This window comes from Streptomyces sp. SBT349, from assembly GCF_001083795.1.
GTDB lineage: Bacteria > Actinomycetota > Actinomycetes > Streptomycetales > Streptomycetaceae > Streptomyces.
Map to the genome: position 1 here is coordinate 1 of NZ_LAVK01000116.1, position 20,747 is coordinate 20,747.

Annotated in this window: 23 protein-coding genes and 1 pseudogene; 7 read left to right on the forward strand and 17 right to left on the reverse strand. The window is 72.7% G+C overall.

Annotated elements, in window-relative coordinates:
- The first annotated feature begins 95 nt into the window (after positions 1-95).
- Both ADY01_RS16245 and ADY01_RS16250 read left to right on the forward strand, forming a co-directional pair.
- On the forward strand, positions 96-1,742 hold the full coding sequence (locus ADY01_RS16245; protein WP_049573122.1) for a phytoene desaturase family protein: 1,647 nt from the start codon (positions 96-98) through the stop codon (positions 1,740-1,742).
- 5 nt (positions 1,743-1,747) lie between these two features.
- Positions 1,748-3,454, forward strand: coding sequence for a phytoene desaturase family protein (locus ADY01_RS16250; protein WP_234320254.1), 1,707 nt, complete (start codon positions 1,748-1,750; stop codon positions 3,452-3,454).
- A gap of 24 nt (positions 3,455-3,478) precedes the next feature.
- On the opposite strand, the gene ADY01_RS16255 is transcribed toward ADY01_RS16250, so the two are convergent.
- The gene (locus ADY01_RS16255; protein ID WP_049573125.1) at positions 3,479-3,970 is read right to left on the reverse strand and encodes a peroxiredoxin; all 492 of its coding nucleotides are present in this window, start codon (positions 3,968-3,970) and stop codon (positions 3,479-3,481) included.
- A 135-nt stretch (positions 3,971-4,105) separates the two neighbouring features.
- On the opposite strand from ADY01_RS16255, the gene ADY01_RS16260 reads away from it, so the two are divergent.
- Both ADY01_RS16260 and ADY01_RS40615 read left to right on the forward strand, forming a co-directional pair.
- On the forward strand, positions 4,106-4,726 hold the full coding sequence (locus ADY01_RS16260; protein WP_049573128.1) for an L-threonylcarbamoyladenylate synthase: 621 nt from the start codon (positions 4,106-4,108) through the stop codon (positions 4,724-4,726).
- A gap of 45 nt (positions 4,727-4,771) precedes the next feature.
- A pseudogene (locus ADY01_RS40615) lies at positions 4,772-4,969 on the forward strand (SAM-dependent methyltransferase); the annotation flags it as partial.
- Between the two features lie 77 nt (positions 4,970-5,046).
- Here the strand turns inward: ADY01_RS40615 and ADY01_RS16265 are convergent.
- The 12 genes from ADY01_RS16265 to ADY01_RS39810 all read right to left on the reverse strand — a co-directional run bounded on the left by ADY01_RS16265 (position 5,047) and on the right by ADY01_RS39810 (position 15,080).
- Positions 5,047-5,430 (reverse strand): VOC family protein, encoded by a 384-nt coding sequence (locus tag ADY01_RS16265; RefSeq protein ID WP_049573133.1) that lies wholly within the window; start codon positions 5,428-5,430, stop codon positions 5,047-5,049.
- 41 nt (positions 5,431-5,471) lie between these two features.
- The gene (locus tag ADY01_RS16270; protein WP_049573135.1) at positions 5,472-6,023 is read right to left on the reverse strand and encodes a GNAT family N-acetyltransferase; all 552 of its coding nucleotides are present in this window, start codon (positions 6,021-6,023) and stop codon (positions 5,472-5,474) included.
- Positions 6,024-6,046: 23 nt separating this feature from the next.
- On the reverse strand, positions 6,047-6,757 hold the full coding sequence (locus ADY01_RS16275) for a phytanoyl-CoA dioxygenase family protein (RefSeq protein ID WP_049573136.1): 711 nt from the start codon (positions 6,755-6,757) through the stop codon (positions 6,047-6,049).
- 11 nt (positions 6,758-6,768) lie between these two features.
- Positions 6,769-7,575: an ABC transporter permease gene (locus ADY01_RS16280; protein ID WP_049573138.1), complete on the reverse strand. Its 807-nt coding sequence runs from the start codon at positions 7,573-7,575 to the stop codon at positions 6,769-6,771.
- Positions 7,568-8,386, reverse strand: a complete 819-nt coding sequence (locus ADY01_RS16285; RefSeq protein WP_049573139.1) for a membrane protein — start codon at positions 8,384-8,386, stop codon at positions 7,568-7,570. The genes ADY01_RS16280 and ADY01_RS16285 overlap by 8 nt, the downstream gene beginning before the upstream one ends.
- On the reverse strand, positions 8,383-9,357 hold the full coding sequence (locus ADY01_RS16290) for an ATP-binding cassette domain-containing protein (RefSeq protein WP_049573141.1): 975 nt from the start codon (positions 9,355-9,357) through the stop codon (positions 8,383-8,385). The genes ADY01_RS16285 and ADY01_RS16290 overlap by 4 nt, the downstream gene beginning before the upstream one ends.
- Positions 9,354-10,166 (reverse strand): aldo/keto reductase, encoded by an 813-nt coding sequence (locus tag ADY01_RS16295; RefSeq protein ID WP_234320255.1) that lies wholly within the window; start codon positions 10,164-10,166, stop codon positions 9,354-9,356. The genes ADY01_RS16290 and ADY01_RS16295 overlap by 4 nt, the downstream gene beginning before the upstream one ends.
- Positions 10,163-10,930, reverse strand: a complete 768-nt coding sequence (locus ADY01_RS16300) for a transcription factor jumonji (protein WP_049573144.1) — start codon at positions 10,928-10,930, stop codon at positions 10,163-10,165. Before ADY01_RS16300 ends, ADY01_RS16295 begins: the two co-directional genes overlap by 4 nt.
- Positions 10,911-12,596: a radical SAM protein gene (locus ADY01_RS16305; protein WP_049573148.1), complete on the reverse strand. Its 1,686-nt coding sequence runs from the start codon at positions 12,594-12,596 to the stop codon at positions 10,911-10,913. The genes ADY01_RS16300 and ADY01_RS16305 overlap by 20 nt, the downstream gene beginning before the upstream one ends.
- Complete coding sequence (locus ADY01_RS16310; protein ID WP_234320256.1) at positions 12,593-13,588, reverse strand: arginase family protein; 996 nt, start codon at positions 13,586-13,588, stop codon at positions 12,593-12,595. Before ADY01_RS16310 ends, ADY01_RS16305 begins: the two co-directional genes overlap by 4 nt.
- Positions 13,588-14,766, reverse strand: a complete 1,179-nt coding sequence (locus tag ADY01_RS16315; RefSeq protein ID WP_234320257.1) for a cupin domain-containing protein — start codon at positions 14,764-14,766, stop codon at positions 13,588-13,590. Before ADY01_RS16315 ends, ADY01_RS16310 begins: the two co-directional genes overlap by 1 nt.
- A 152-nt stretch (positions 14,767-14,918) precedes the next feature.
- Positions 14,919-15,080 carry a hypothetical protein gene (locus tag ADY01_RS39810; protein WP_199826247.1) on the reverse strand — a complete coding sequence of 54 codons (162 nt, stop codon included), beginning with the start codon at positions 15,078-15,080 and terminating at the stop codon, positions 14,919-14,921.
- A 219-nt stretch (positions 15,081-15,299) separates the two neighbouring features.
- Between ADY01_RS39810 and ADY01_RS16320 the strand changes: the two genes are divergently transcribed.
- The 3 genes from ADY01_RS16320 (at position 15,300) to ADY01_RS16330 (ending at position 18,660) form a co-directional block, all read left to right on the forward strand.
- Complete coding sequence (locus ADY01_RS16320) at positions 15,300-16,160, forward strand: aldo/keto reductase (protein ID WP_049573156.1); 861 nt, start codon at positions 15,300-15,302, stop codon at positions 16,158-16,160.
- A gap of 352 nt (positions 16,161-16,512) precedes the next feature.
- Positions 16,513-18,105 (forward strand): serine/threonine-protein kinase, encoded by a 1,593-nt coding sequence (locus ADY01_RS40620; protein ID WP_234320258.1) that lies wholly within the window; start codon positions 16,513-16,515, stop codon positions 18,103-18,105.
- A 117-nt stretch (positions 18,106-18,222) separates the two neighbouring features.
- The gene (locus tag ADY01_RS16330) at positions 18,223-18,660 is read left to right on the forward strand and encodes an SRPBCC family protein (RefSeq protein WP_049573162.1); all 438 of its coding nucleotides are present in this window, start codon (positions 18,223-18,225) and stop codon (positions 18,658-18,660) included.
- Positions 18,661-18,679: 19 nt separating this feature from the next.
- Here ADY01_RS16330 and ADY01_RS41295 read toward each other — a convergent pair whose 3' ends face one another.
- The 4 genes from ADY01_RS41295 to ADY01_RS16345 all read right to left on the reverse strand — a co-directional run.
- A complete protein-coding gene (locus ADY01_RS41295) occupies positions 18,680-18,802 on the reverse strand; it encodes a hypothetical protein (RefSeq protein WP_267888440.1) in 123 nt (40 codons plus the stop codon).
- A 15-nt stretch (positions 18,803-18,817) separates the two neighbouring features.
- Positions 18,818-19,177, reverse strand: a complete 360-nt coding sequence (locus tag ADY01_RS16335) for a hypothetical protein (protein ID WP_049573164.1) — start codon at positions 19,175-19,177, stop codon at positions 18,818-18,820.
- Positions 19,174-20,037 carry an extradiol ring-cleavage dioxygenase gene (locus ADY01_RS16340; RefSeq protein ID WP_049573167.1) on the reverse strand — a complete coding sequence of 288 codons (864 nt, stop codon included), beginning with the start codon at positions 20,035-20,037 and terminating at the stop codon, positions 19,174-19,176. Before ADY01_RS16340 ends, ADY01_RS16335 begins: the two co-directional genes overlap by 4 nt.
- A 51-nt stretch (positions 20,038-20,088) precedes the next feature.
- A partial coding sequence (locus ADY01_RS16345) for a citryl-CoA lyase (RefSeq protein WP_049573170.1) occupies positions 20,089-20,747 on the reverse strand: 659 nt, incomplete at its 5' end.

The window sequence follows — 20,747 nt, forward strand, 5'->3', positions numbered from 1 at the left end:
CCCCTCCCCCCGTCCCGTCCCGTCCCGTCCCGACCCGTCCCCAGGAGCTGACCGTCGTGCCACCTGAAGACCGACAGGAACGACCGCGCCGACCCGTGTGGCACGCCCGCGACCGGGCGGAGGGCGACAGGCCGCGCGTCATCGTCATCGGCGCCGGCGTCGGCGGCCTGTCCACCGGCTGCTACGCGCAGATGAGCGGCGCCGAGACCCGCATCTTCGAACGGCACGTCCAGCCCGGGGGATGCTGCACCGCCTGGTCGCGCCAGGGCTATGTCTTCGACTACTGCATCGAATGGCTCATCGGCACCGGACCCGGCAACGACGCCAACCAGGTCTGGCGCGAACTCGGCGCCCTCGACGGCAAGACCATCACCAACTTCGAGATGTTCAACACCGTCACCGACGAGTTCGGCCGCTCGGTCACCTTCTACAACGACCCCGACCGGCTGGAGCAGCACCTGCTGGCGATCTCGCCCGCCGACGCCCGGCCGATCCGCGCGTTCTGCCGCGACCTGAGGCGCTTCGCCGCCATCGACCTCTACCCGTTCCTCACCCCGCCGCCCCTGCGGACGCCCCGGGAGAGGCTGGCCACCCTGCGCACCGTGCTGCCCGCGTTCCTCCTCTTCTGGCGGACCGCCGCGACCCGCATGGAGCGCTTCGCCGACCGCTTCGAGGACCCGCTGCTGCGCCGCGCGTTCCCCCTCATCTTCTTCCAGGCCCCCGAGGTGTTCCCGCTCCTGCCCTACCTGTTCAACATGGCCTGCGCCTACCACCTCAACGCCGGTTTCCCGCAAGGCGGTTCACTCGGTCTCGCCCGGTCGGTCGAGGAGCGCTACACGCGGCTGGGCGGGCGGGTCGACTACCGGGCGCGCGTGGCGCGGATCCTGGTGGAGAACGACCGCGCGATCGGTGTCGAACTACGGGGCGGCGAGCGGCACTTCGCCGACCACATCGTCTCCGCCTGCGACGGCCACACCACCATCCACGGCCTGCTCGGCGGCCGTTACACCAGCCCCCGCGTCGACAGGCTCTTCCGGGACATGGTCGACCGCCCCGAACTGCTCTACCCCGGCGTGGTGTCGGCGTTCGTCGGCCTCAGCCGGGAGTTCGACGCCGCCGAGCGGCACAGCACCACGTTCCTGCTGTCGGACGAGGAGAGCGCGGCGCTGCCCAGCGCCCTCCAGAAGAGCATGGTGGTGCAGCTCCGCTCCCGCTACGCCGACGGGTTCGCGCCGCCGGGGCACTCCGTCGTGCACTGCACCTACTTCAGCGACTACACCTACTGGAGGCGGCTGCGGAGCACCGACCGCAAGGCGTACTGGGCGCGCAAGCAGGAGGTGGCCGACTTCGTCCGCGCCTTCCTGGAACGCCGCCACCCCGGCGTCGGCGCGGACATCGACGTCATCGAGGTCGCCTCCCCCACCACCACCGAGCGGTACACCGGCACCCGGGGCGGCTCCATCCTCGGCTGGCGGTCGTTCACGGACGCCGACGACGTGGTCACGGGGCTCGTGGACAAGGACCGGATGCGGCTTCCGGGGCTCGCCGGATTCTCCATGGCGGGCCAGTGGTTCAGCGGCGGCGGCCTGATCCGCGCCGCGTCGAGCGGGCGGTTCGTCACCCAGTTCCTCTGCCGGGAGCTCGGCCTCGAATTCCGCGCCTGGGAGAGCGGCGGAACCGAGCCCTGGCACCAGGGGAAGCTCGGCCGCCTGCCCCAACTCGAACATCGGAGGGTGAGGTGAGCACGATGACGAGCAGGTCGGGCGCGCGCGGCGCGCGGTCACCGAGGGGCCGCCGGGAGACGATGATCATCGTCGGAGGCGGGCTGGGCGGCCTGTCCACCGGTTGCTACGCGCAGATGAACGGCTACCGCAGCCGCGTGTTCGAGATGCACGAGATCCCCGGGGGCTGCTGCACCGGCTGGGACCGGGGCGCGTTCACCTTCGACTCCTGCGTCAGCTGGCTGCTCGGGAACGGCCCGGGCACCGAGATGCACCAGATCTGGCTCGAACTGGGCGCGCTCCAGGGCAAGGAGATGCGCCACTTCGACGTCTTCAACATCGTGCGCGGGCGCGACGGCAGGTCCGTGTACTTCTACTGCGACCCCGACCGGCTCCAGGCCCACCTGCTGTCCCTCTCACCGGCCGACGCGCGCCCCATCCGCGCGTTCTGCTCGGGCCTGCGCAAGTTCGGCACGTGCCTGCCGCGTTACCCCTTCCTGAAGCCCGTGGCGCTGATGAGCCCCTGGGAACGCTGGCGGATGCTGGCCGGGTTCGTCCCCTATGCCAACCTCTTCCGCACGTCGATGTCCGTCCTGATGTCCGAGTACTCCACCCGCTTCAGGGATCCGCTGCTGCGCGAGGCGTTCAACTACATCCTGTACGAGAGGCACCCCGGGTTCCCCGTCCTGCCGTTCTACTTCCAGATGGCCGCGCAGACCCTCCGTTCCGCCGGGGTGCCCGAGGGCGGGTCGCTCGGTCTCGCCCACTCGATCGCCGGGCGGTACGCGCGGCTCGGCGGCGACATCACCTACAACGCGAAGGTCGAGGAGATCCTGGTCGAGGACGACCGCGCGGTGGGCGTCCGGCTCTCCGACGGGCGCCGGTTCCACGCCGACGTCGTCGTCTCCGCCTGCGACGGCCCCACCACCCTCCTCAAGCTGCTCGGCGGGCGCTATCTCGGCGACGGCTACCGGCGGCTCTACACGCACACCGTCAAGGAGCCGGGCATGGTCTTCCCCGGCTATGTCATCCAGTTCCTCGGCCTGCGGCGCGCCTTCCCCGAGGGGGAGCCGACCACCACCCACCTCCTGGACGAGGCAACGGCCGCCCGGCTGCCCGGGATCAGGCACCCGAGTCTCAACGTCCAGTTCCGCAGCCGCCACTACCCCGAGATGTCGCCCCCCGGCACCAGCGTCGTGTACGCCACCTACTTCTCCGACGCCCTGCCGTGGCGCGAGCTGAGCGAGGGCCCCGAGCAGCGCAGCCGGCTGCGGAGGGGCGGCGAGCTCCACACCCTGCCGGTCCGGCACGGCCGCGCCTACTCGGCGGCCAAACGGCGCGTGCGGGACACGGTCGTCGCCTTCCTGGACGAGCGCTACCCCGGCCTGAAGGACGCCATCGCGGTGCGCGACACCTCCACCCCCCTGACGCAGATCCGCTACACCGGCAACCACGAGGGCACCGTCCTCGGCTGGCAGCCCTTCGTCGAGAGCGGCGAGACCATGGAGGAGCTCGTCAAGAAGCACGGCCCTGGCCTGCCGGGCCTGAAGGACTTCTATCTCTCCGGGATGTGGGCCACCACCGGCGGCCTCATCCGGGCGGCGGCGGCCGGGCGGCAGGTGATGCAGTTCATCTGCCGCGACGACGGCCTGGAGTTCACCGCCTCCGTGGACGAGAGCGCGCCCCCGCCGACCCATGTCACCGTCCCGGTGGGCCCGCACCCCGTGCCGTGAAGCGGGGCCGGGGCCGATCCGGGATCAGCCGCCGCCCTCACGCAGCAGGGACAACTGCTCGGCGAGGGCGTCGACTCGGGTGAACGTGAGGCCGAGCAGCGCGATGTGCCGCCAGCGGACGGTGCCCTGGCCGTCCAGCACGAACACCGAGCGGCGCAGGCCGAGGCCGCGGGCCGTGATGCCGTAGGCGGCGGCGACGGCCTCCCCGCCGTCGGCCAGCAGCGGGAACGTGAGCCGGTGCTTGCGCGCGAACCGCTCGTGGCTGTCGAGGTCCTGGGGGCTGATGCCCCAGACGGCGGCGCCGAGCTCCCGGAACCGGTCGAGGTCGGACGCGTACGAGCACAGCTGCCTGGTGCAGACGAGCGTGTCGTCGCCGGGGTAGAAGGCCAGCACGAGCGGCCCGCCCTCGGCATCGGCGAGCCGGTACGTGCGGCGCTCGGCCGCCTCCCCGTCGAACAGCAGCCCGGGAAGGGTGAACTCCGGTGCGGGAGCGCCGACATCCGGTGGCCTGACCATCCCGCCGCCTCCGTTCGGACAAGGGACTTCCCGCCCGAGGGCATCTCTCCCCCTCCCACTCCCCCGCAAACGGACGGGTGGGGCGGCTTCTACGCCTGGCCCAGGTATCCCGAAACAGGCCCTAAGCTCGGCCGCATGGCGAGATACTTCGATGTGCACCCGGAGAACCCACAGCGCCGCGCGATCGACCAGGTGGTGCAGATCATCAACTCCGGAGGTCTCATCGTCTATCCGACCGACTCCTGCTACGCGCTCGGCTGCCGCCTGGGCGACAGCGCGGGGGTCGACCGGATCCGCGCCATCCGCAAGCTCGACGACCGCCACCACTTCACCCTCGTCTGCCGCGACCTCACGCAGCTGGGGCAGTTCGCGCGGATAGACAACACGGCGTTCCGCGCGGTTCGGGCGGCCACGCCCGGCAGCTACACGTTCATCCTCCCGGCCTCCAAGGAGGCACCCCGCAGGCTGCTGCACCCCAAGCGCCGGACCATCGGGGTCCGGATCCCCGACCACCCGGTGGTCCAGGCCCTGCTCGCCGAGCTGGACGAGCCGCTGCTCTCCAGCACCCTGCTCCTGCCCGACCAGGAGGAGGCCCTGACCCAGGGCTGGGAGATCAAGGAACGGCTCGACCACGTGGTGGACGCCGTGCTCGACTCCGGCGACTGCGGGACCGTCCCCACCACGGTGGTCGACTTCTCCCAGGGAGACCCGGAAATCATCCGCCGAGGCACCGGCGACCCGGCCCGCTTCGAGTAGCCACCCCCGGGGGCCTTCTCGGGGATAACGGGGATAAGGAGCACCGTGCCGGCGCAGCACGACATCGATACGGAGCGCGAGCTCTGGGATGCCTATGCCGACAGCGCGAAGGGTGACCTCGCCGCGTCCGGTCCCGTCTTCCGCTGGACTCAATACGAGGACCACGGTCCCGGAGTGGAGCTTCTCGGGGAACCCGCGTCGGTTCTGGAGATCGGCTGCGGCACGGGCCGGGCACATCGGTACCCTCATCGGTCGCGGGACCGTCGACCCGGCCCGCCTCGCGTAGCCCCCGGCCCCGGCCCCGGCCCCGGCCCCGGGGATCAGTGGGACAGGGCCGCCCTCTCGGCCGCGCTGCTCAGCACGCAGAACTCGTTGCCCTCGGGGTCGGCCAGGACGACCCAGCCCGCGCCGTCGGGCTTGCGGCGGTCGGCGACCGGGGTGGCGCCGAGGGCCAGCAGGCGCTCGACCTCCTCCTCGCGCGGGGTCTCGGGGCGCAGGCACAGGTGGATCCGGTTCTTGCCCGTCTTCGGCTCCGGGACCTGGTTGAAGTGCAGCACCGTTCCTCCCGGCAGCGACACCTCGCACTCCGAGTCGCCCGGCCGGTCCTCGGGGTGCTGCGGCCTGCCGGTCACCCCGCTCCAGAACCGCCCCAGCTCGTAGGGGTCCGCACAGTCGATCGCGACGTTCTGCACTATCGAAACCATGCGTCGGAGCATGCCTCCGCGAGGCCCGGGGCGCCACCGACTTACGAGGCGTCCGGCTCGTCGTCCCAGTCCGGGAGCGTCACCGTTCCCGCCAGCCAGTCACGGCGCAGGACCGCGTAGCCGACCGTGTCGTGGAACGTTCCGTCCGGGGCCGGCCACGCCTCCCGGTAGTGGGCCTCCTTGGCGTAGCCGCACCGTGCCAGGACCCGCCGCATCGGGCGGTTGTCCCGCCGGGTGGTGGCCTCGACGCGGCGCACCTCGGGGAACTCCTCGAACAGGTACCGCGTCAGCCACCGCACGGCCGCCTCGCGCTCGCCGCCGCCCCGCCGCTCCGCCCGGATCCGCAGGTCGAACAGGGGGGTGTCGTCCCCCAGGTCCATGAGCCGGACGAGGCCGGCGCTCTCCTCGTCCTCGTCGGCGACGATCCAGAAGCTCCGGTTCTCCTCGCTCTCGAAGCGCCCCTCGGCGATCCACCGGCGCGCCGTCTCCCGGTCCACCGTGCTGACCACGTGGAAGGGCCAGACCTCCCCGGTCAGGAAGCGGACCAGATGTGCGGTGTCGGAGGCGAGGAGGCGTCGGAAGGCGATGTCCATGGTCGGTACCGTAAGTCGGCGCTCTACGGCACGCGCACGCTCCGCCCGCCCCTGCGCAGCGGGAGATCCCCGAAGGCGGCGTCGTTGGGGGTGAGTTCCACGGCGCGCGCGCTCTTGTACTCGTGGAGCAGGATCGAACGGTGGCGGGCCGTCACGTTCGTGCTGGCCCGGTGCGCGGTGAGGCAGTGGAGGAAGAGCACCGACCCCGCGCGGGCCCGGACCGGCAGGGCCTGGTGGTCCTCGGGCTCGGTCCCGTGGTGGCGGTGGCTGCCCGGCCAGACGACCGTGGCGCCGGACGCGGCGTCCATGTCGTCGAGGTAGATCAGCGCCGTGACCAGCTCGGGGCGGGTGTGCCGGTCGGTGTCCGCGTCGCGGTGCCAGCCCTCCTCGGCCCTCAGCCCCGGGGGGCGCAGCCGGGCGAACCCCATGTGGAAGTTGATGTCGGGGCCCAGCAGCTCGCCGACGATGTCGAGGACCCGCCGGTCGTGGATCAGCGCGTACCAGTCGTCCCCGGCCAGCGGGGTGTTGACGACCTTCCACACCGCGTACGGGTTGAACGGGTCGAGGTGCCGCAGGGGCGTGCCGGACGCGGCGTGGATGTGCAGGCGGGGGTGCCCGGAGACCGGTCGGGCGATGAGGCGGGAGACCATCCTCCTCATCTCCGCCACCTCGTCCTCGGGGAAGACGTCCGCCACGAGGTACCCGTCGCGCTCGAACGCGGTGAGCCTGTCCACCGGGGGCCTCCTCAGGAACCGGTACTGGAGTAGCGGTCGATCCCGCGTCGCCACAGGAGGACCGCGAGAGCGAACAGCAGCGCCCCCACCAGGGGGAGGGCCCAGACGAACGGCGAGTCGGTCATGCCGAGGATGTAGAGGCACGGGTAGTAGCCGACGAAGGCGAACGGGACGACGGTGGAGAAGACGGCCGTCAGCCAGACGGGGTAGAAGCTCATCGGCAGTTGCGCGAAGCTGTCCAGCCGCCAGATGAGCATGCTCAGCATCGCGTCCTGCCGCAGCCAGAAGGACAGGGCCGTGACGGCGAGGTGCATGGCCGCGAAGACGAGGGCCGAACCGGCCAGCGCCGGCGGGATGAACGCCAGGACGGGGCCGGAGACGTCCGCCCCGCTGAGGTGGAGGGCGCCGGCCAGGAGACCGGTGCCGATGACGATCTCGATCCACACGTCCGTGTCGACCTTCGAGAAGAGGATGAGCGCCAGCGGGCTGGCCGGACGCACCAGGTAGTGGTCGAGCTCCCCGGTGCGCACCATGTCCGGGATGTCCAGGGTGCCGTAGAAGACGGCGTTCCACAGGGCGCGGGCCACCATGGTGAACCCCGTCAGGACCGCCCACTGGGCCAGCGTCCAGCCGTGGACGGTGCCCGACGCCGAGAGCGCCAGCATGAGGACGGCCGTTCCGGAGACCGCCTGGACCAGGGCTCCGACGTTCGCGAGCAGGACCTCGCCCGGGTGCACCAGATGGCTGCGGACGTTCATCCGGGTGGCGAGCAGCGCGATCCCGGCGGATCTCCTCAGCCCCGCGAGGGTGTCAGCCACCGGCGATCACCAGCTTCCGCAGGGCGGCGCGGGTGCACAGCACGCTCGCGCCCGTCAGCGCGACCGCCCAGCAGACCCCGAGGGCGATGACCCGGCCGTCCACGAACGGGTCCCGCACCAGGGTGCCGAGCGGGGTGTAGAAGCCGTGGACGAACGGGGTCCAGACCGCCGCGTCCCGCAGCGCCGCCGGGTACAGCGAGATCGGCATCATCGAGCCGCCGAGCAGGAGGAGCAGCGCCTCCTGGACCTCGTTGAGGCCGTCGACGCGGCGGATGAAGAACGCGGACAGGCCGATCAGGTAACTGAGGTGGAACAGGACGACGAAGGCGACGCCGACCGTCAGCGCCAGCCGCGCGGCGTAGGAGGCATCGACGGCGAACGGGTACAGCAGCGTCCCCCCGGCCAGCACCGCGGGAACGCCGACGAGGGCGGCGACGCCGAGGGAGCGGCCGAGCGCGGCGGAGAACCACTGTGGCAGGAACCCGGTGGGCATCAGCAGCTCCTTGACGATCCGCCCGTCCCTGATCCTCGTCTCCAGCTGGCGCGCCAGCGTGAGGCCCGGGACGCAGAGCACCCAGACGGTTCCCGCCGCCGCGTACACCAGCGTCTGGCGCAGCGTCAGCCAGTCGGCCCGCGCCGGGCCGTCGCCGCCCGCGTACACGGCGGTCCACAGGGCCGCCTGGAGGCCGATCAGCAGCAGGGCGCCCACTCCCTGGGCGAACGCCCTGGTCCGGTAGGTGAAGGCCACCTTCACCTGGGTGCCGGCGATGGCCAGGTGGGCCTGCCACACCCGTCGCGCCACCGCCGTCATGTGCCCCTCAGATACAGGTCCTTGATGAGGCTCTCCAGGCTCGGCGCCTCGATCCGCACGTCGTCGACCCGGGGGTCGGAGAAGAACGTCGCGAGCAGTTCGCCCGGCAGCTCCCCCTGCCGGAACGCGTAGGTGGTGACCGTGGTGGCCTCGCCCGCGACGCGTTCCAGGCCGGGCGGGGCGGGGAGCCGGTGGCCCGCCGCGTGGTGGACCACGAGCCTGCGGTGGCCGCCGCCGAGCGCGCGCAGCTCGTCGAGCTTCCCGTCGTACACCAGCCTGCCGTCGTCGATCATGACGATGCGGTCGCAGATCGCCTCCACGTCGCGCAGGTCGTGGCTGGCCATGAGGATGGTCGGCGCGGTGTCCTGCCGGGTGGCGCGGAGCACGTCGCAGATGGCCTCGCGGGCGAAGATGTCGAGGCCGATGGTGGGTTCGTCGAGCAGCAGCAGGCGCGGCGCGTGCAGCAGGGTGCCCACCAGTTCCGCGCGGGTCCGGTTGCCGAGCGAGAGCTCGCGCACCGGGGTGGCGAGGTGGCGCCCGATGTCGAGGCGGGCGACGAGGTGGTCCCTGCGGCGCCGGAAGACGGCCGGCTCGATGGCGTAGACCCGCCGGACCAGTTCGTAGGAGTCCCGCACCGGCAGGTCCCACCAGAGGCTGGCCCGCTGCGCGGCGAGGTATCCCAGCTCGGCGGCCAGGCGCCGGCGGTGGCGGTGCGGGTCGCGGCCGTCCACGGTGACCCGGCCGGCGGTCGGCGTGAGGATCCCGGCGACGAGCTTCATGGTGGTGGACTTGCCGGCGCCGTTGAGCCCGATGTAGCCGACCGCCTCGCCCGCGTCGACCCGGAGGTCGATCCCGCGCAGCGCCCTCACCTCGCCGGGGACCCTGCGGACGAGCCGGGTGAGGCGTCCGCCGGTCTCCGCGGGCCTGCGCACGCGGTAGCCGCGGTGCACCGACTCCAGTTCCACCCTCATGACGCTCTCCCCCCTGATGCCCCTGGTCCCCCTGGTCCCCCTGATGCCTCGGCGCCGATGCGGTCGATCGCCGCCACCTCGGAGGGGTCCAGGGAGAACTCGGACACTTCGAGGTTCGCCGCGAGCCGCGCGGGGGAGGCCGACTTGGCCACGGTGGGGACGCCGTGTTCGACGTGCCAGCGCAGCAGGACCTGGTGGACGCCGCGGCCGTGGCGCTCGGCGGTGGCGCGCAGCACCGGGTGGGCGAGGTCGTTCTCGCTGAACGGGCTGTGGCCCTGGACGGTGATCCGCCGGGCGGCGTGGTGGCCGGCGAGGGCGGGGTCGAAGTGGCGGGGACCGAAGGCGACCTGGTTCACCGCCGGGGCGACGCCGGAGCGGGCGGCCAGGTCGTCCACCTGGTCGGGCCGGAAGTTGCTCACGCCGATCGCCCGGACCAGGCCCTTCTCCCTCGCCTCGACGAACCGCTCCCACAGGGCCAGGGACCCGTCGGCGTCCAGCGGCGCGTGGATCAGCCAGAGGTCGAGGTACTCCACGCCGAGCAGGTCCAGGCTCCGCAGCAGCGTCTCGCGCTCGCGTCCGGCGTCCTCCTCGGGGAACTTGGTGACGATCAGCAGGTCCTCGCGGTCGGCGCCACCGGCGCGGATCCCGGCTCCCACCGCCTCCTCGTTGCCGTATCCGGTGGCCGTGTCGACGCAGCGGTAGCCGAGGGCGATCGCCTCCCGGACGACGGTGGCGGCCTCCGGGCCCCGCATCCGCCACGTGCCCAGGCTCACCCGGGGGAGGGTGAACGGCAGGCCGTCCCCGTTCACCGGCCGTGGCTCCCGCCGCCGAGCCGCGCGAACGTCGCGCCGACCGCCGTGAGCACCGCGTGGTTCGCCGTCTGGCCGAGCGCCTCGGCGTACCGCTTGGCGAAGTCGAGGTTCGCGTGGTTGATGAAGTTGGCGGTGACGGAGATGGCGCCGGTGACGTTGCGCACCTCGTGGGCCCATCCGCTGGGCGTCACCACGAGGTCCCCCGGCTCCTGGACCAGGTCGACGCGCTCCTCGGCGCACGCCTCCTCGGCGCGGCAGCCGGGCGGCAACAGGCCCCACCGCTCGGCGTGTTCGGGCGAGTGGAAGGTCCACGCCTTGCGCCCGGCGCACAGCAGGTTCCACGCCGCGCTCCCCATGGTGTCGACGTGCGTCGGGGAGCTGGTCCCGGCCCCGCCGATCATCAGCCACGCCCAGTCCGGGCGTTCCTCCGCGGGCAGCGCCAGCAGCCAGTTCAGCCGGCGGACCGCGCGGGGGACGAGGCCCCACAGGGCCGGGTCGAACTCCGAGACCCGCTGGTCGCGCAGGTACAGCCCCACCGGGCGCCGGGCCCGCACCTCGTCGAGGACCTCCCCCAGCCGGACGGTCACCGGCCGGCGCTCCGCGTCCTCCGCCACCACCGGGCGGTCCTCGCGTTCCCGCAGCCGTGCCTCGCGCAGCGCGGCGTACACGGGCCAGCCGAGGCCGGCGCCGCGCAGCACGGCGGGCCGGTCGCCGCAGAGCCGCGCGGCCGTCGTGGCCGCGTCAGGCGTGGAAGTAGTCAAGGCGACCGCTCCCCTCCGCCTGCCGGGTCCAGTCCTCGCGGTGCCCCCGCAGCGCCTCGGCCCCGAACGCGTCCTCGATGTCGGCACGCGCCCGCAGGCCCTGTTCCAGGTTCTCCCGCTCCGACAGGCAGCGCGCCCGCTTGGCCGCCACCTTGTCGACCACGGTCCCGGCCGGGTCCGACCTCCGGAAGGGGGCCTCCGGCACGGTCACCGTGCAGATGGGCGCGGCCCAGCAGGTGCGGCAGGAGCCGGCCGCCACGGCGTCCCGGAACATCCGCAGCTGCTCGGTCCCGGCCTCCGGGTCGACACCCCGGTCGGTGTGGCCGACGGCGAAGTCCGGGGACTGGTACTCGTACGACGAGTAGAGGGTGCCGTCGGAGCCGAGCACCAGGTACTCGTTCCCCGGGACGAGCTGGGCGCCCAGCAGGTGCCCGAACCGGGGGCCGCCGTCCCGCTCCGGCTGGTTCAGGGCCCGGTGGAAGGAGCGGTGCAGGAAGCCGTGGCTGAACGCGAAACGGTAGCGGCCGGACCGCTCGCGTTCGGCGTAGGGCAGCCGGTGGGAGGCGACGAACAGGTCCCAGACCCGGCGCTGCTCGGCGAACATCCGCCGGAAGTCGGAGTACGACTCCTCGCCGCCCGGCAGCAGCAGGTCGAAGTCCCAGGCCAGCGCCCGGAGCGCGGTCGGCCACCCGCTGAAGTACCGGTACAGGGCGGCCTCGTCGAGCGGCGCCGACAGGACGCAGATGATCGCGACGCGCGAGGCGAAGTAGTCCGGCCGGTTCTCGGCGAGCCAGTCGGCCCGCTCCCGCACCCGGTCGTGGGTGCCCTTGCCGCGCCGGTCGACCCGGTAGCGGTCGTGGTTGGGCCCGTCGACGGAGAGGTTGAGGTAGATGTCGTGCTCGACCAGGAAGTCGACGATCTCCGGGGTCAGCAGCATCCCGTTGGAGTTGACCTGGACGACCAGGTTCTCCATCCGCGCGCCGACCTCCCTCTTCCGCTCCTCCAGGGCGAGCACCGCCTCCCTGAGCTGGTCGAACGCCAGCAGCGGCTCGCCGCCGAAGAAGTAGACGGCCCGCTGGGCGGGTTCGAGCCGCTCCTCGCCGGTGACGAAGAGGTCGATCGCGGCCTTCACCATGGGCGCCGCCGGGGAGGCCGTCTGGTGCGGCCGGGTGCCCGGGTAGGCACCGCCGTAATAGCAGTACGTGCAGCGGATGTTGCACTGCTCGGTCGGGTTGAGCATCAGCACCCGCACCCGCGGTCGTTCGAGGCGTGCATCGGGGCGCACCTCGGGGAACTGCCAGCCCGGTCCGTCGAACGGCCTGATCAGCCGGGCGAGTTCGGCGGTCTCCGCCTCCTCGGCGGGGCCGGTCGGCTCCCAGCCGGTGGCTCGCAGCAGTTCGGCCTGGCGCGCGCTGATCCCGTGGACCCTCCCCGTGGTGGGCGCGTACAGGTGGAAGCGCCCGCGGTGCCGGTCGCTCTCCCACACCTTGTAGATCCAGGTGAGGCCCCGGTGCCGCCGGATGGTGACGTCCCGCTCCCCGGCGTTGGTGCCGGCGGCGGAGGAGCCGCGCGCCCGGATGTCGGGCCGGTCCGTCTCCTCGATCAGGGCGATCTGCCAGTCGTGCAGGCCGCCGGCCGGCGTCCGTCCGGCCGTGTCCGTGGTCATCTCCCGCTCGCCCCTTCCCGGTGGTCGTCGAGCAGCGCCCGCAGGCAGGTCATGACGAGCGCGGAGATCACCGCGCTGGTCGTGCGGTTCTCCCGGTCGTCCTGAAGGGCCTCCACGATGTCCACCGCGACCACGCGCCGCGTGCGGCAGACGTGTGCGACGGCGGCGAGCAGCTCCCGCAGGCGGTAGCCGCCCGCCTCCGGGTGCCCGGTGGCCGGGAACTCCGCGGGGTCGATCACGTCGAGGTCGATCGACAGGTACGTCGGCCTGCCGTGCGCGGAGTCCGCGAGGTCCGCGGGATCCGCGGGATCCGCGGGGTCCGCGGGGTCCGCGAAGCCGTATCCGTACGCGCAGCGCAGGCTCTCGGGCAACGGTCCGCAGGAGGCCGGGAGATACGTCCGCACGCCGTACAGCTCGCATCCGGAGGCCGCCCCGGTCTCCAGCAGGTGCCCGAGGAAGTCGGCGTGCGTGATGTCGGCGACGTCGGGCATCGGCCGGGCGCTGAAGTCGCAGTGGGCGTCGAAGCAGACGACGTGCACCGGCCCGTGCTCGGCCGCCAGGCCCGCCCCGACGGGGGCGGAGAGGCTGTGGTCCCCTCCGACGAACAGGGGTGTCGCGGCCGTTCCGGCGAGCCGGTGCGCGAGCCGGGACAGCGCCCGGTAGTACGCGGTCCGCCCCACCCGCGGGTCGATCGGCACCGATCCCAGGTCACCGAGGTCGAACACCCGCCGGCCGCCGAGCACCTGGCCCCCGGTGAGCGGGTCGATCAGCCCGCCCAGGGAGCCGTCCTCGTCGACGCGCCAGTCGTGGGCGGGGGAGAGCTTGCGGAAGATCTCCGGGCCGTGGCGCTGGCCCGGCACGCCCGCCACCCCGGCGTCGAACGGCAGCCCCAGGATCACCGCGTCGGCGTCGAGGGCGCCCGAGAGCACGGCGTCGACATCGGCGGCGGGCAGCCCGAGGGCGCCCGCGCCCGGCCGGATGGCGGTGTCCATCAGGAGGCCCGCCACCCCTCGGCCCGCCGCGCCCGCTCATCGGCCACGGTGACCAGGCGGGCCCGCAGCAACGCGGAGACCAGTGCCGCAACGGCGGCGACCGAGGTGCCGGCACGCGCGGCCAACTCCCCGACCTGGATGCGGCGTTCGCGCACCAGCACCTCGCAGGCCGGGCGGTGGGCGACGGGCAGGGCGAACTCCTGGTCCACCGCGGTGAGCACCACCTGCTCGTCCCTGACGTCGAGCAGGGGAGGCCGGACGGTCGCCAGCTCGACCACCGCCTCGGCCGGCGGGCGCGCCCTCAGCACGTCCCAGGGCAGACCGGCGGTGTCCCTGCCGCCCGCCCGGCGCCGTTCGACGTCGAAGAAGTCCCGCAGCGTCAGGCCCTTCGCCTCGTCCATGAAGGCGTCGAGGAGCCGCTCGGCCTGCGCCCGTTGCTCCTGCGGCGTACCGGCGCGTGCCAGGCTCTCCCGCACGCTGACGTCGGCGAGGGCCCGGTAGGCCACCCAGCGCAGCCAGTCGTAGCCGGTGGGCCGGGTGAACGCGAAGGTGAGGTGGAGGCTGGACTCGCCGCCGCCCCGCACGGTGTGCCACCAGCCGCGGGGAACGTGGATCACGTCGCCCGGTTCGAGCGTCCTCTCGAAGAGCACGGCCGCCGGGCAGCGCGCCGGGTCGCTGTCGCCGTACTCCGGCACCGGGTGCTCCTCAGAAGGGCCGTGCACGCGCCAGCTCTTGGTGCCGAGCACCTGGACGACGAAGGTGTCCACCTCGTCGAAGTGGCTGTCGAGCGCCTGCGAGTCGTCGAAGGTGACGAAGAGGTTGCAGGACGCGGCCTCGCCCACCATGCGCATCACGTCGTCGGTCGCGGCCCGGATGGCGGGGTGGATCCGGTCCAGGGAGTCGATGATGAGGCTGACGCCGGACCGCATGAGGGCGAAGGTCTTCGTCAGGTCCACCACCCGGTGCCCCGCGCGGGTGGCCATGTACGCGTGCTCGGGCAGGGGCCTGCCCCCGGCGCACAGCGTCAGCTCCGCGGGCTCCACGCGGCCCCGGGAGAGGATCTCGTTCAGGTCGTGCCAGGAGAAGTGCTCCTGGAGGAGTTCCGGGTCGAGGTGGGTGAGTACCACCTCGTTGCTGAGTTGTTTCCCTACGAAGTCAGGGCCGAATTCGACCGCCAATGCCCGACCGAGTGCCGAGGCAGGTCTCACCACGTTCCCTCAATCCCCTGGTGTTCGCCGAACGCAATCATTTCCAGACGCGGCGCGGAAATGACTCTGCGCGCACCAGAGCCCGGAGACCCGGAGACCCGGATACGCGCAGGAGCCAGGCGCTACTTCACCGCGTTCCCGAACATCTGAGCAAGGTTGGGAACGGCGGGACGCGCGTGCGTCTTGGCGAAGGTCGCGCGGGCACGCTCGGCCACCGGGGAGACCTGAACCTCCACCTCGGGGAATTCATTCTCCGTGGTCTTGTCTGCGGCATTGTCCGCCATACTCGCCTCCAAAGCGATGTCATCAGCAGGTCCCGGCGAGCGTAGGGCCGGCGAACGGAGGCGGGCAAGGGCGGGTATTACCCAGAATTCTCACGCTCCGAATACATCGGGAATTCGGGTCGAACGCGGCCGTCCCGCCGGGCCCCGCTGCCGTCCGTGATGCGACGCGCTCGGGTGGCCGGTTACGGTGACCCCATGGACGAGGGGGCTGGGGCAGCGATGGCATCGAACACGTTCCGCATCGGCGGGGATCTGGCCGTGGGGCGGCTCGGCTTCGGGGCCATGCGCCTGCCGACCGAGCCGGGCCCGGCCCGCGAGACCTCCGTCGCGGTCGCCCGGCGGGCCGTCGAACTGGGCGTCACGCTGGTCGACACCGCCCACCTGTACGGCGGCGGCGCCAACGAGGAGTTGCTCGCCGAGGCCCTGCACCCTTACGCGGAGGGGCTGCTCGTCACCACCAAGGTCGGCGTCGCGCGCACGGGCCCCGGGGGCGAGTGGAAGCTCGACGCGCGGCCCGGCATCCTGCGGGATCAGGTGGAGAACGCCCTCACCCGCCTGCGCGTCGAACGGCTGGAACTGCTCCAGTTGCACCGCATCGACCCGGAGACGCCCCTCGCCGACCAGCTCGGCACGCTCCGGGAGCTCCAGGACGAGGGCAAGGTCGGACGGCTCGGACTCTCCGAGATCAGCGTCGAGGAGCTGGGCCTGGCACGGGAGTTGATCGACGTGGTGAGCGTGCAGAATCGCTACAGCCTGCTCGACCGCGAGCACGAGCCGGTGCTGGCGGCCTGCGAGGCGGCGGGGATCGCGTTCCTGCCGTGGCGGCCCGTCGCCGTGGCGGTGCCGGGGGCGGCGGCCGAGATCGACGCCGTCGCGGCCGAACTCGGCGCCACCGCCGCGCAGGTCGCGCTCGCCTGGCTGCTCGGCCACTCGCCGGTCGTCCTGCCGATCCCGGGCACGGCCCGGATGGCGCACCTGGAGGAGAACGTCGCCGCGAGGGATCTCCGCCTGACCCGGGACCAGCGTGACCGCCTCGATACCCTCGCCATCCCCGGCCGGTCCCCCGAGGAGCGGGACTAGGGTCTGTCCGGCGGATCTTCGTGGATAGCGAGCGGCTCCCCCAGCCTGACGGCTGGGAGGTGCCCCCAATGCGGTGCATCGCTGGGCCCCTCCTGCCCGTTGGCGGGCAAGGAGGGAACCGGGTCGCCCCTCGTACGTGGGGGCACCTCCCGGACGGAGTCTGGGGGAGTACCGGGGCGATTCGGTAACGCGGCGAGGCCCCCCCAGGCCCTTCGGGGCCTGGGAGGCACCCCCATCCGCCGGCGCCGGGAGCCCGCGAGGATTCGCCGGACAGGCCCTAGCCGGATACTGGGGGCACTCACGATTCAGGAACGGGGACGCGGTGAGACCTTTGCGACCGGAAGATCCACAGGTGTTGGGGCAGTACCGACTGTTGAGGGCGTTGGGCGCCGGGGGCATGGGGCGTGTCTTCCTCGGGCGTTCGGCACAGGGCCGGATGGTGGCGGTGAAGCTGGTTCACGCGGAGTTCGCCGCGGAGCCCGAGTTCCGCCGCCGCTTCGAGCGCGAGGTCGACGCCGCGAGGCGGGTGGGCGGGGAGTGGACCGCGCCCGTGCTCGACGCCGACACGGAGGCCGACGTCCCCTGGGTGGCGACGGGTTATGTGGCGGGGCCGCCGTTGCAGCGGGTCGTCGACGAGCTGTTCGGGCCGCTCCCCGAGCCGACGGTGTGGCGGCTGACGCAGGGGCTCGCGGGCGCGCTGATCGCCATCCACGGCAGCGGGCTGGTGCACCGGGACCTCAAGCCGTCGAACGTGATGGTCACCGTGGACGGCCCCAAGGTCATCGACTTCGGCATCGCGCGCGCCGCCGACGCCAGCGTGGTCACCCGCACCGGCGTGGTGATCGGCTCGCCCGGGTTCATGTCCCCCGAGCAGGTGCGGGGCGAACGGCTCGACGCGGCGAGCGACATCTTCAGCCTGGGCGCGGTGCTGGCGTACGCGGTGAACGGCAAGGGCCCGTTCGACACCGAGGACGGCGCGGTCCACTCGCTCATGTACCGGGTCGTGGCCGAGGAGCCCCGACTGGGCGACCTCACCGGGCCGTTGCGCGAGCTGGTGGAGCGCTGCCTGGCCAAGGAGCCGGGCCTGCGGCCGTCGCCCGGGGAGATCGAGCAGCTGGCCGCCGGGCAGGTGAGCGGCGCCGGCCCGTGGCTGCCGCCCGAGCTGACCGACCGGCTGGCCAGGGACGCCGTGGAGCTGCTCGACCTCGAAGGGCCCCCGGCCACGCAGGTCGCCGGGCCGCCCGCCGCGCCGCCCGCGGCGCCGTCCGCCGCGCCGCCGCACTCCGGGATGCCGACGGTCACCTCACCGTCCTACCCCCCCACGCCGCCACCCCCGGTCGGCACCGTGACCGGCCCGACCCACGTCACCACCGGCCCGCGGCCCGCGGCGCCCACGCGCCGGGGCCGTTCCGTGGCTCTCGTCGCGGTGGTGGTGGCGGTGGTGGCCATCGCCCTCCTGACGTTGGTCCCGCTCCTCACCGGTGGCGAGGACGAGGCGGATTCGGGGGCCTCCGCCGCTCCGGACGACGAGCCCTCGCAGTCCTCGGATCCGGCCGAGGAGGAGGCCCCTCCGGCCGAGGAGTCGCCCGGCGAGGAGGAGTCTCCCGCGGAGGAGCAACCCGACACGGCGGACGACCCGTTCACGGGCACCTGGCTGGGCAGCGCCACCCAGAACAACGTCGACTGGGACATCGAGGTGGACTACACCGGCGGCGAGATCGGCGACGAGGTGGCGACGGTCTCCTACCCCGACCTCGACTGCGCCGGGTCGTGGCGGCTGGAGCAGGAGAGCCCCGGGATGGTGACGGTGTACGAGCGCATCAGCCAGGGGGACTGCCCGAACGCGACCGGCACGCTGACGGTGGAGGACGAGTTCACCCTGCTCTACGAGTTCGAGGCCCCGGGCGTGGGCACCGACGCCGTCGGGGAGCTGAAGCGGCAGTGAGCGCCCTGGCGGCCCCGGGAAAAGTTTCCGGCGTGGCGGCGATGAGTTCTCGGGAGGTGGCGTGTCTACCCCTGTGACTCCCTTCGCACGGAAGGGACGTACGGAGGGGAAGAGACCATGGGCGAGACCGTTGCCACCGAGGAGTTCACCTACGAGCTGAGCCGCGAGGTGGACGCGTCGGCGGCCCGCGCCTTCGAGGCGTGGACCGACGCCGCGCAGTACGAGGAGTGGACCGGCGCCAAGCCGGGCTCCGTCGAGCTGGACGCCCGCGCGGGCGGTGCGTGGAAGTCCACCGTGATCGTCCCGGGCGGGGGGGAGTTCCCCCTCACCGGCTCCTATGTGGAGGTCACCGCGGGCCGGCGTCTGGTCGTGGCCATGGACCGGCCCGGCGACCTGCCGCCCTCCCTGATGACCGCGACCTTTCACGAGCTCCCCGGCGGGACGTCCCGCGTCACGCTCTTCCAGGGCTGTGACACCGCCGAGGAGAGGGACATGTCGCAGGGGGGCAGCACCATGCTCCTGGACTCCCTCGTCGCCTACCTCGCGCGGAGCTGACGCCGGGGGCGCGGACGGGCTAGTGCCTGTCCGCGCCCGCCTCCCGCGGCACCGTCTCCCGGACCTGGACGGGAGCGGTGGCGGGAGCGGCTGCGGCCGTCAGCGCGGTGAGCAGCAGAACGGTGGCGAGACGCGGTAGCACGCGTGTGTGACCCGCTCAGGTCGCGATGTCCGGGTAGGGGAGCGAGAACCCGGCCAGCCGCCGGGCGTACTCCTTCTGGAAGCCGAGGGGTTCGTGGTCGCGTTCGAACAGGGCGATGAAGAGGGTCAGGGTGAGGAAGGGGTGGGCGCCCAGCGCGAAGAGCGCCGGGTAGTCGTGCGCGGCGAGCGCGGCCCGTTCCTCCTCGGTGAACGCCTGCCACGTACTCGCCTCGCCCGACACGCAGTTGAGCACCAGGGAGGCGCGTTCGGCCTCCCACCAGGCGACGGTGCCCGCCGGGTCCTCGCGGTACCGCTCGACGAGCTCCGGGTCGCGGTCGACGGTGAACAGGAACTTGTTGACGAGGTACTTGCTCATGCCGGGGCCCCGTTCGGATACCAGGTGAAGTACGCCTCCATGGTGTGGAAGAGGTCGAGGTGGTCGACGTGGTCGGCCCGCGCGTTCTCCCCCGCCACTCCCATCATCAGCATGAAGTCCATGAAGCCGTGGGTGGCGTTGCCGGGTGCGTGCAGGCTGTCCAGCGTCACCTCGGAGAGGCACCCCTCCAGGTCGCCCTCGGCGATCCACCGGACGGCCTTGCGGTCGAACGCCGGGTCGGGGCCGTGCTCGCCGAACTGCCGGGGCCCGCCGAGCTCCAGCGACAGGTGGCCGGTGCCGATGACGGCGACCCGCAGCGGGGACGGCCATGCCTCGATGATCTCCCTGATCGCCTTGCCCAGCTGCACGAACCGCCGCGGCCGGGGCAGCGGCGGGGCGAAGATGTTGGTGTAGATCGGCACGATCGGCAGGTCGGCCTCGGGCCGCAGCGTGATGATCGGGCAGGTGATGCTGTGGTCCACCCGCAGCTCGTTGCTGAACGCCAGGTCGAAACCGGCGTCGAGGCCGCTGGTGAGGATGTGCGCGGAGAGGTCCTCGTGACCGGGCAGCCGCATCCGTGGCAGGCCGAACTCCCGTTCCTCGTTGTAGAAGTTGGCGTCGTAGACCGGGGCCTTGCCCACCAGGAACTGCGGCATGTTGTCGAGCCACAGCTGATGGAAGTGGTCGCTGCCGACCATGACCAGCACGTCCGGTCTGGCCCGGGTCAGCGTCGCGCGGAACCGCTCGATCTTCGCGACCCACTGGTCCGCGAAGGGCGGCCGGTCCGCGCCGGTCGAGGTGCTGGCGCGGTAGTAGAACGGGTGGTGCGTCGAGGCGATGACCGCGACCAGTTCGGCCATGGGGACTCCTTCGTCTCCGGTGGGGGGCCGGTGCGGGCTGAGCGCTATGCGCTATGCGGGGTCGGGCGGTTGGTAGACCGCGTTGCGGTCCACGGACAGGTAGACATCCATGCCGATGGGGGTGCGGCGCTCCTCGGCGAGGTGCCCGAGCAGCCCGGCGGTCCGCGCGAGGAGCGCGAAGCCGCGCAGCAGCTCGACCGGCAGGCCGAGGTCGGCGAGGGCGGCGCCGGCCACCCCGGCGCCGTTCAACGGGAGGGCGCGGCCGAGGAGTTGGGGGTGGACGCGGCCGATGGCCTCGAAGAGCCGCAGGTGCGGGCCCTTCAGCCCCTCCTCCTCGGCCAGCGCGAGCAGGACGGGCGTGCGGGGGTCGCGCTCCTTGTGCACCGGGTGGCCGAGCCCCGGCACCTTCAGCCCGGCGGCCCGTGCGCGGCGGACGGCGTCGAGGGCGGCGGCGTCCCAGGCGGCCGTGTCCCCGTCGTCCGGCGGGGCGTCGAGCCCGGCGAGGGCGGCGGCGAGGAACCGGCCGCAGTCCTCGGTGACGCCGAGGAACCGCGAGCCGCCGCCGAGCAGCCCGGCGGCGAGGGCGCCCTGGAGGGAGTCGGGGGCGGAGAGGTAGGTGAGGCGCGCGGCGACGGCGGTGGGCGTGAAGCCGTGGTCGGCGAGGCTGACGAGGACCGCCTCGAAGACCCGGACCTCGGAGGGGGTGGGGC